The following is a 7678-nucleotide window of genomic DNA, read 5'->3' on the forward strand; positions in this document are numbered from 1 at the left end:
GCGCTGCTCGCCGTCGGCATCACCGCCTTCCGCAGCCGCGACCTGCGCTGACAGCGTCCTCCGTGGCCCGCGCGAACCCGCCTCGCGCGGGCCACTTCTCGTCAGCGGGCGCTATCGTCGTGGCCGGTGCCCTGGTGAGCCCTTGCTGTGATCCGCGGACGCGGTTGGTCACCCCGCGCGTGTCACCCGGCGTGCTCGATACCCAGTTTTCCCGCCAGGCGCGTGAGGTAGGCCCGGACGTCCTCCGCGGAACGGTCGGGCAGTCCGAAAACGGCTTCGCTGACACCGGATTCGGCCCAGCGCGCCAGTTGCTGCGCGTCGTGCCGCCCGGCGAGCGCGATGACCTCCGGATTGTCGGCACGCCCTTGCTCGCGCCAGATCCGGCGCAGCAGAGCGATCTTGGGGTCCAGGTCGTCCTCGGTGGGCGTGGTGATCCATCCGTCGGCGTACTTCGCCAGCCAGGTGAAGTTCTTCTCGGTACCCGCCGCGCCGAGCAGGACCGGAATGCGCTTCTGCACCGGCTTCGGCCAGGACCAGCTGGCGCCGAAGGTGACGAACTCGCCGTCGAAGCCGGCTTCCTCTTCGGTCCAGAGCACGCGCATGGCCTCCAGATGCTCCCGCAGCACCGTTCTGCGTTTGCCCGCGGGCACGCCGTGGTGGGCCAGTTCGTCGGTGTTCCAGCCGAATCCGACGCCGAGGCTGACCCGGCCGCCGGACAGGTGATCCAGCGAGGCGATGGTCTTGGCCAGCGTGATCGGATGGTGTTCGGCAGGCAGCGCCACCGCGGTGGACAAGCCGATGCGCTCGGTCACGGACGCGGCGGTGCCGAGCGCGACCCACGGGTCCAGAGTCCGCAGATAACGGTCGTCGGGCAGGCTCGCATCGCCGGTGCGCGGGTGCGCCGCGGCCCGGACCACCGGAATGTGCGTGTGCTCGGGCACATAGAACGTGTCGAATCCGGCACGCTCGGCGGCCACCGCCGCATCCGCGGGGGTGATGCCCCGATCGCTGGTGAACAACACGACTCCGTACCGCACCGTACGCGCTCCCATCGCCGAAATTAGAACAAGTTCTACCATGAATCCACGGTGCGACCAAGGGGTGGTCGCGACCGGCGCGCCCTCCGCGACCCGCACGGATGCCGAGAAGACATCGGATGACTAGGTTCGCCTCCATGAGTCCTGAGGCAACTTCCGTAGGCGATGTCACCACCGGACGGGTGGATCACCTCGGCTGGCGTCGCGGGCTTCGCCTGCGGCGTGCCCGGCCGATTCCGGTCGTCACCCAGGCCGTCGGCAGGCTGGTCGCGGACCGGCAGGCGACGGCGGACACCATCGTCACCGCGCCGACGCCGTTGCAGCCGATCGACCTCACCGACGACGCCAGGGTCGCCGAAGTCCTCGACCTCGCGGTCCGGGTCGGCGAAGTGGTGCTGGCCTCCGGCACCGGAGTGGTGGACACCACCACGACGGTGCGGTTCATCGCCGCCACCTACGGGCTGTCCCGGTGCAGCATCGACGTCACCTACGACGCCATCCGCATCTGGGCCGACCGCGGCCCCGCCCTGCCACCGGCCAGCACGATGCGGATCGTGCACTACCGCGCCCTGGATTTCACCCGGCTCGCGGCCGTCGACCGGCTGACCCGCCGGATCCGCAACGAAGTGGTCCCACCGGTTCAGGCCCGCGCCGCACTCGACGCGATCACCTCGGCGCCGCACCCGTACCACCGCTGGACCGCCACCGCGGCGTGGTCGCTGATGGCGGCGGCGATCGCCGCGCTGCTCGGCGGCGGCGCCCTCGTGGCCGCGGTCAGTTTCGCGACCACCGCGGCGATCGACCGCACCAATCGCGTCCTCAATCGCTACGGGCTGCCGTTCTTCTTCCAGCACATGGTGGGCGGCGCCATCGCGGCGATCCCGGCCATCGTGCTGGCGAGCCTCGCCGCGCGCTTGCGGATCGACGTCGACCCGACCCTGATCATCGCGGCCGGAATCACCGTGTTGCTGAGCGGATTGCAACTGGTCGGCTCGGTACAGGACGCGATCACCGGCGCGCCCATCACGGCTACGGCCCGCATGCTCGAGGTGATGATGATGACCGGCGGCATCATCGCGGGTATCGCGCTCACCCTGCGCATCGCCGATCTCGTCGACGCCACCGTGCCCCCGGTGTACCTCACCTCCACCCGCGACATCACCGACTTGCCGGTGAAGATCGTGGCCGGTGCGGTGGCGGCCCTGGCGTTCGCGCTCGCCTGTTACGCCGAACGCCGGGCGCTGGCCGCGGCCGCGGGTAGCGGCGCGGCGGGCATCATCTGCTTCCTGCTCATCCAGGAGGCGGGTTTCGGCCCGGTGATCTCCTCCGGCGTCGCCGCGACGCTGGTCGGCCTGGCCGGTGGCCTGATGGCCCGCCGCGCGCTGACTCCGCCGCTGGTCGTCGCCGTCGCGGGCATCACTCCGCTGCTTCCCGGCCTCAAGGTCTACCGCGGGCTCTACGCCCTGCTCAACGACGAATTGCTGATCGGAGGCAACCAGCTGCTCGCGGCCGTCGGCGTCGGCTGCGCGCTGGCGGCGGGCGTGACTCTCGGCGAGTGGTGCGACCGCACCGTGCGCAGGCCGCGGATACTGCGCCGGTTCGGCTCGCTGCGCCGCCCGATCGTCCGGCGCCGCCGCCGATCGACGCCCGCGCACTGAGCCGCGAGGTGCATGCGCGCGCAACTTCCGACCGGTAATCTCTTATCGAACTGGTCAGGGCCCGCGATTCGGTGGCGGCCCCGCTGTGAGGTGAGGTGGTCCGGACATGTCGGAGGCAGTACCGTTCTCGGCGCAGATCCGCACCGCCACCGCGCAACAGCATGCGGAGGCGGAGAACTCCCGCTTCATGAGCGACATGCTCGGCGGATCGCTCGGCGTCGACTCGTATCACCGCTACACCGGCCAGCTCTGGTTCATCTACCGCGCGCTCGAACAGCGGTGGGCGGCGCTGGCCGACGACCCGGTGGCCGGGCCGTTCATCCGGCCCGAGCTGGCCCGGACCGCGGAACTCGAGCGCGACCTCACGCATCTGCTCGGCCCCGGCTGGCGAACCGGCTTGGAGCCGTTGCCCGCCACCGCCGCCTACGCCGAACGCATCGACGAGTGCGCGCGCGACTGGCCCGCCGGGTACATCGCCCACCACTACACCCGCTACCTCGGCGATCTGTCCGGCGGACAGGTCATCCGCGGCACCGCGGAGAAGCTGTGGGACCTACCGCATCGCGGCGACGGCGTCCGCTTCTACGTCTTCGACGGAGTCGGCAATCCCGCCGCGTTCAAGCGGGAATACCGTGCCCTGCTCGACCGGCTGCCGCTCGACGACCTGGAGCGCCGCCGCGTGCTCGATGAGGGCAGGCGCGCCTTCGCGATGAACACCGCGGTCTTCGAGGAACTCGCCGAGGAATTCCCGGCCGCGCAGTAGCGGGATCGGGCGCGGCGCATCACCGTGCGGCAGGCGGCATTCCGGCTGTCGTGCGCGAACGTCGCCGACGTGGGACAGTCGTGATATGAGAGCGCGCCGCCGCATCGCCGTGGTTCTTGCCGGTCTTGTCGGTGTCGGCCTGGTGGGGGGTTGCGGCACGACGTCCGATCCCGGCGCCGGTCCCGGCTCCTCGACGGCGGCCGGGATCGTGCCGTTGATCTCGACGAACGACCTGCGTGCGGCGCAACCGGATGAGGTGCACCTGTTCGGCTTCAACGATCTGCACGGCAATCTGCAGCCGCCGAGCGGGTCCAACGGCAGGATCGCGCAATACGACGCCGGCGGAGCCGCGTATCTCGCCACTCATCTCGCACGGCTGAAGGCCGCCTATCCGTCCAGCGCGGTGGTGGCGGCCGGGGACAACATCGGGGCCAGTCCGCTGATCTCCAGCTTGTTCCACGACGAGCCGACGATCGACTTCCTCGACAACGTGGGAGTGGCCGCGTCCGCGGTCGGCAACCACGAATTCGACGACGGCGTGCTGGAATTGGCGCGCTTGCAACGAGGCGGGTGTGCCTTCGACGGATGTTCTCCCGGCGCTCCCTTCACCGGCGCGAAATTTCCCTATCTCGCGGCGAACGTCATCGATGCGCAGGGCAACCCACCACCCGCGCTGCGCCCGTGGACCATGCTGGAGGTGGGCGGTCATCGGATCGGCGTAGTCGGCGCGGTCACGCCCGAAACCGCGAGCATCGTTCTGCCCGAAGGCATCCGGGGCTTCCACTTCGGCGACGAAGCCGCCGCGATCAATCGCTACGTGCCGGAGTTGAAGGCGGCGGGCGCCGAAGCGATCGTGGCGCTGGTGCACGACGGCGGTTCCCAGCGGCCGGAGCGGGACGCCGCCCTGGACTACAACGGCTGCGCGAACGTCACCCCGAACGTGACGGGACTGGCCGAGCGGATCGACCCCGCGGTCCGGGTGGTGTTCACCGCCCACAGCCACCAGCCCTACGTGTGCACCATCGGCGGCAAGGTGATCACCCAGGCCGCCTCGTATGGGCGGCTCGTCACCGACGTCACGCTGCGTTTCGGCGGGGACGGCGTGCAGACCTCGGCGGTCAACCGCGTGGTGACCCGCGAGGTGACACCCGACGCTCAGACGACCGCGCTGATCGATTTCTACACCGAGCAGTCCCGGCCGCGCGCGGGCCGCGTCGTCGGCGCGGCCGCGAACGCCATCCCGCACGACCCGGGACCGGCGGGCACTTCGCCCTTGGGCGACGTGATCGCCGATTCCATGCTGTCGGTCACGGCGGGTCCGGCCGCCGCCGTCGCCGCCTTCATGAACCCCGGCGGCGTGCGCGCCGATCTGAAGCAGGGGCCGGTCACTTATGGCGACCTCTTCACCGTCCAGCCGTTCGGCAACCAGGTCGTTACGCTCACGCTGACCGGCAGCCAGATCCTGCGCCTGCTGGAACAGCAGTGGAACAACTCCGGCAAGTCGACCATTCTGTCTCCGGCGGGGCTCAGCTATACCTATTCCGACACCGCCCCCATAGGCGCGAAGGTGATCGCCGACAGCGTCCACATCGCAGGTCAGCCATTGAATCCGGTCGCCACGTATCGCATCACGACCAACAACTTCCTGGCTTCGGGAGGCGACGGATTCACCGTCTTCACCGAGGGTGCCGATACCGCGGTGGGCCCGACCGACTTGGACGCCTTCGAGACGTTCCTGCGCGACAAGCCTCCAGTGCAGACCCCGCCCGCCCGCGTCGAGAAGAAGTAGCAGGATCGGACGCTGTCCAGTTGCTGGACATTCGACCAGAACCAAGGTAACTGGAAATCTTTGTAACACATACCGTTTGACCTGCGCCGACGGTGATCAGTCCCACAGGGTGAACGGGTCATGATCGCTTGCCGGGGCCGCACGCGGTCGATTACTGTTCAGTAATAAGTCAGGACGAAGGTGTTCCTACTTTCGGCCCGACGTCTGTCGCTGGGGGCCGAATCGACGCTGTCCGCATCCATTGCCGCATGCCGGATGAATTGTGCGACAACAAGGTTCGACTGAACAGCAGGAGAGTGCGATGGCCACTTACATCGTGACGGGCGGGACCGGTTTCCTGGGCAGGCGGGTTGTGCAAGACCTGCTGGACAACGACGCCGAGGCGATCGTCCACGTGCTGGTGCGTGAGACGTCACTGGGCAAGTTCACCGACATCGCGGCGGGCTGGCGCGGCGCCGAGCGGGTCTACGCGCTGATCGGCGATCTCACCGCCGAAGGGCTCGGTTTGGCGTGCGAAGCGCCGCGGGCCGACCACATCGTTCATCTGGGCGCGGTCTACGACATGACGGCCGACGAGGACACCGCGCACGCGGCGAACGTCACCGGCACGCGCTCGGTGCTGAACCTGGCTCGCGAGCTGGGCGCGGTGCTGCACCACGTGTCGTCCGTGGCGGTGGCGGGCGACCACAAAGGCAAGTTCTTCGAGGAGGACTTCGACCTCGGACAGCAGCTGACCTCGCCGTATCACCGCACCAAGTTCGCCGCCGAGAAACTCGTCCGCCAGGCGCGCGGCGTGCGCTGGCGGGTCTATCGGCCCGCGATCATCGTGGGCGATTCCCGCACCGGCGAGATGGACAAGATCGACGGCCCCTACTACTTCTTCGGCGCGATCGCGCGGCTGGCCACGCTGCCGTCCGATCTGCCGTTGCCGCTGCCCGATCTCGGTGCCACGAATATCGTTCCGGTCGACTATGTCTCGGCCGCCATGAGCGAACTGATCCGTCGCCCCGGCCTGGACGGACGCACCTTCCACCTGGTCAACCCCGAGCCGCAGCCCTTCGGGGAGGTGTATCGCGCGCTCGCCGCCGCGGCGGGCGCCCCGACCGGCGTGGGAACGGTGCCGGGCAGCGGTTTGGCGCTCAGCGGCCTCGCGCACATCCCCGGCGTCACCACCGTGCGCGATTTCCTGCTCGAGCAGGTGGGCATCCCGCCCGAAGTCGCTCCGCACGCCTCGTTCTCCGCGGAGTTCATCAGCGATTCCACCCGCGCCCAGCTGCGCGGCTCCGGTCTGACCGTCCCGTCGTTCGACAGCTACGCCGAGCGGTTGTGGCAGTACTGGCGCGACCACCTCGACCCGCAGCGCGGCCGCGTCACGGTCACCGGTGACCCGCTCGCCGGGCGGGTCGTGCTCATCACCGGAGCGTCCTCCGGTATCGGACTGGCCACCGCGCACGCCGTCGCCCGGCGCGGCGCCACGGTCCTCATGGTCGCCCGCGGTCACGACGACCTGGCGGCCGCCGCCGAGGCGGTGCGCGCGGAAGGCGGTGTCGCGCATACCTACCCGTGCGACATCACCGACTCCGAAGCGGTCGAGAAGCTCGTGCAGTGCGTCCTCGACGACCACGGCCACGTCGACTACCTGGTGAACAACGCGGGCCGTTCGATCCGCCGCTCCGTGCTCAACTCCACCGACCGGATGCACGATTTCGAGCGCACCATGGCGGTGAACTACTTCGGCGCCGTGCGGCTCATCCTGGGACTGCTGCCGTCGATGCGAGCGCGCCGCTTCGGGCATGTGGTCAACATCTCCTCGATCGCGGTGCAGACCAAGGTGCCCCGGTTCGCCGCCTACGTGGCGAGCAAGTCGGCGCTGGACAACTTCAGCGACATCGCGGCGGTGGAGAACCGGGATGCCGGTATCACGTTCACCTCGGTGCGGATGCCGCTGGTGCGGACCCCGATGATCGCCCCGACCGACCTGTACCGCTCGCTTCCGGTGCCGGATCCGGATCAGGCCGCGGCGATCGTGGTGCGCGCGCTCGAGGACCGGCCGCATCGCATCGACACGCCCGTCGGCACCTTCGCCCAGGCGGTCGAGTTGCTGATGCCGTCGGTGAAGCGTCAGATCATGCACCAGGGCTTCCGGCTGTTCGGGGAGTCCCGCGCGGCGCGGGGCGGCTCGGACCGCCGTCCGGCCGATCCGTCGCCCGCTGCCGAAGCGCCCGGCGGCGCGCTGTCCGCGCTGGCGCCGGTGATCATGCCGCTCATGGCGCTGCCCTCCCCCGCGGCGCGCGTCGCGCGCGTCGTTCCGGGCTTGCAGTGGTGACTGTGCAGGACTGAGGGGTGGGGGGGTCCGCCGGGGGGGGCCGCCCCGCCGGATAAAACTTGATAATATACAAAAACATTAAAACCCAAACATCAATTACAATAT

At 69.3% G+C, this 7678-nt stretch carries 5 protein-coding genes; 4 read left to right on the forward strand and 1 reads right to left on the reverse strand.

The genetic code is table 11. The annotated features are described in order from the left end of the window. Positions 1 to 182 precede the first annotated feature (182 nt). On the reverse strand, positions 183 to 1037 hold the full coding sequence (locus ACWEO7_RS37245; protein WP_452430286.1) for an LLM class F420-dependent oxidoreductase: 855 nt from the start codon (positions 1035 to 1037) through the stop codon (positions 183 to 185). Positions 1038 to 1174: 137 nt separating this feature from the next. Here ACWEO7_RS37245 and ACWEO7_RS37250 point away from each other — a divergent pair, with 137 nt between their 5' ends. The 4 genes from ACWEO7_RS37250 to ACWEO7_RS37265 all read left to right on the forward strand — a co-directional run bounded on the left by ACWEO7_RS37250 (position 1175) and on the right by ACWEO7_RS37265 (position 7573). Then, a complete protein-coding gene (locus ACWEO7_RS37250; protein WP_450025409.1) occupies positions 1175 to 2695 on the forward strand; it encodes a threonine/serine ThrE exporter family protein in 1521 nt (506 codons plus the stop codon). Between the two features lie 106 nt (positions 2696 to 2801). Further along, positions 2802 to 3458, forward strand: a complete 657-nt coding sequence (locus ACWEO7_RS37255; RefSeq protein ID WP_452430281.1) for a biliverdin-producing heme oxygenase — start codon at positions 2802 to 2804, stop codon at positions 3456 to 3458. A gap of 85 nt (positions 3459 to 3543) precedes the next feature. Further along, entirely contained in the window at positions 3544 to 5247 is a 1704-nt protein-coding gene (locus ACWEO7_RS37260) for a bifunctional metallophosphatase/5'-nucleotidase (RefSeq protein ID WP_452430282.1), read from the forward strand. Between the two features lie 301 nt (positions 5248 to 5548). Further along, positions 5549 to 7573, forward strand: a complete 2025-nt coding sequence (locus ACWEO7_RS37265) for an SDR family oxidoreductase (RefSeq protein WP_452430284.1) — start codon at positions 5549 to 5551, stop codon at positions 7571 to 7573. Positions 7574 to 7678: the final 105 nt, after the last annotated feature.

The sequence above is a fragment of the Nocardia sp. NPDC004260 genome (assembly GCF_053603155.1).